Source organism: Kitasatospora sp. NPDC004240, from assembly GCF_053603215.1.
On sequence record NZ_JBSGFD010000399.1, the window covers coordinates 1 to 2919 of the forward strand.

1 protein-coding gene is annotated in these 2919 nt (G+C 71.6%); it reads left to right on the forward strand.

Features of this window, described 5'->3' with window-relative positions:
* Window positions 1–2919 (forward strand): AMP-binding protein (locus tag ACWEQL_RS41930; protein WP_452156802.1); only part of this gene is annotated, 2919 nt, incomplete at both ends.

A 2919-nucleotide genomic window follows, 5' to 3' on the forward strand; every position in this document is an offset into this window, starting at 1 on the left:
CTGCTGGAGGCCGGCTTCGAGGACCGTACGGTGACGGCTCTGGTCGGTGGTGAGTCGCTGCCCGTCCAGCTGGCCGGGGAGCTGACGGCCGCCACCCGGCGGGTGGTGAACGTGTACGGGCCGACGGAGACGACCATCTGGTCGAGCTTCTGGGAGGTCCCGGCCGGGGCGGATGCGGTGAGCATCGGCCGTCCGCTGGCCAACACCGGCCTGTACGTGCTGGACGGGCGGCTCGGCTTGCTCCCGGCTGGGGTGACCGGTCAGCTGTTCATCGACGGTCACGGCGTCGCGCGCGGCTACCTGGGCCGTCCCGACCTGACCGCCGAGAAGTTCCTCCCCAACCCGTACGGCCCGGCCGGTTCGCGGCTGTACGCGACCGGTGACCTGGCCCGGTTCCTGCCGGACGGGACGCTGGAGTGCCTGGGCCGCATCGACAGCCAGGTCAAGATCCGCGGCTACCGCATCGAACTCGGCGAGATCGAAACCGTTCTCGGCGGGCTGGAGCAGATCCGCCGAGCCGTGGTCGTGGTCCGCGACGAAGCCCTCGTCGCCTACCTGGTGACCGAGGACGGCGGCACGCCGGACCTCACCGCCGTACGCCGCGAACTCGCCGGCACGCTGCCGGAGTACATGGTCCCGGCCGCGTTCGTCACCATCGACACCGTCCCCCTCAGCAACAGCGGCAAGGTCGACACCCGCGCCCTGCCCTCCCCCGACCTGGACGCGTTCACCACGAGTGGCTACACCGCGCCGCGCACTCCGCTGGAGGAGCGTCTCGCCGCAGTCTGGGCCGAGGTCCTCGGCCTGACCCAGGTCGGCGTCGAGGACAGCTTCTTCGACCTCGGCGGCGACTCCATCCGAGCCGTCCGCCTGGTCGGCGCCCTCCGCGAGGCCGGCTACGACATCACCATCCCGGACGTCTTCGAGCAGCGCACCATCGCCGCTATGGCCACCGTCCTCCCGGGCGTCGGCACGGGCGAGTCGCTGATCAGCGCCGTCCGGCCGTTCGAGCTGATCGGCGAGGACGACCGCAACGCCCTGCCGGCCGACGTGGTCGACGCCTACCCGCTCTCGCAGATCCAGACCGGCATGCTCGTCGAGCTGACGGCCTCGGGTGATCGCGGGCTCTACCACAACCTCAACTCCTTCCGGATCCCCGACGCCCACCCCTTCGACGCCACCGCCATGCGCAGTGCGCTCGACCTCGTCGCCGACCGCCACGAGATCCTGCGCACCTCACTGCACCTCGCGGACTACTCCCAGCCCCTCCAACTCGTCCACGCCACCGCCGAAATACCGGTCACCGTCCACGACCTGCGCGGCCTGACCGAGGCCGAGGTGGCGGAGCGTACGGCCGCCTACGTCGAGCAGGAGCGCACGGCGGGCTTCGACCTGGCCGCCGCTCCGCTGCTGCGGATCGCCGTGCACATCGAGTCCGACCAGGCCTGGCGGGTCACCACCAGCCACAGCCACACCGTCACCGACGGCTGGACGCTCAACTCCCTCCTCATGGAGCTCCTGGACGCCTACCAGGCCCTGCGCGACGGCCGCGAACCGGCAGCCTTTGTGGCACCCGCCGTCCGCTACGCCGACTACATCGCCGCCGAACAGAGCGCCCTGGCCGACCCGGCCGACCAGGCCTTCTGGCAGCGGACCGTCGACGAGCACAGCCCCCTCGCGCTCCCCGCCGCCTGGGCCGACCCGAGCACGCCGGGCACGCCGGTCGGCCGGATCGTCCGCTACGGCGATCTGGAGGACGGGCTGCGCAGGCTGGCCGCCGAGGCGAGGACCTCCCTCAAGAGCGTGCTGCTGGCCGCCCACCTCAAGGTCATGGGCTCGCTCACCGCGGATGCGGCCTTCCACACCGGGGTGGTCTACCACGGTCGTCTGGAGGCCCCGGGCGCCGACCGTGTACTGGGCATGCACCTCAACACCCTCCCCTTCCCGGCCAGTCGGGGCCCGAAGACCTGGCGTGAGCTGGTCGAGGAGACCTACGCGACGGAGACCGCGATCTGGTCCCACCGCCGCTACCCGCTGCCCGCCATCCAGCGCGCCGCCGGTGGCTCCGGCGACCTGGTCTCGATCCTCTTCGAGTACCTGGACTTCCACGTCGTCGACGAGAACTCCGTCGATGTCGACGGCTCGATGGGCGATGGCATCAACGAGTTCGCGCTCAATGTGCTGGCCCGCCGCGACCATCTGACGCTGTCCGGCACCAGCACGGCCGTCGACCGGGAGCGGCTCGCCCTGCTCGGTGAGCGCTACCGGCTGGTGCTGGAGGCGATGGCCGCGGACCCGGACGGGGACGCCCGGGCCGCGTTCCTTCCGGAGGCGGAGCGTGCGGAGCTGACCGACTGGGCTGCGGGGGGCGCGGTCGAGTGGCCGGCGGGTCTGACCGTCGACCTGTTCGAGGCCCAGACTCAGGCCACGCCGGACGCCGTCGCCGTCATCGTCGACGGCACCCACCTCAGCTACGCCGAGGTGGACGAGCGGGCTAACCGCATCGCGCACCACCTGGTGACGCTGGGTGCGGGCCCGGATGTCCTGGTCGGTGTCTGCCTGGAGCGTGGCGTCGATCTGGTGCCGACCCTGCTGGGCGTGTGGAAGGCCGGCGCGGCCTATCTGCCGCTGGACCCGTCCTGGCCCGCCGACCGCCTCGCCTACGTCCTGGCCGACACCGCCACCCCGGTCATCGTCACCTCGACCGGCCTGGCCGACACCGTCCGTGCCCAGTACGACGGCACCCTTGTCGTCCTGGACACCGATCACCTCGCCATCCAGCAGCATCCGTCCACCACGCCGCAGCGTGCCGTGGACGGGCAGCACCTGGCGTACGCGATCTACACCTCCGGCTCCACCGGCCGCCCCAAGGGCGTCCTCGTCCACCACCAGGGCCTGGTCAACTACCTGCGCCACACC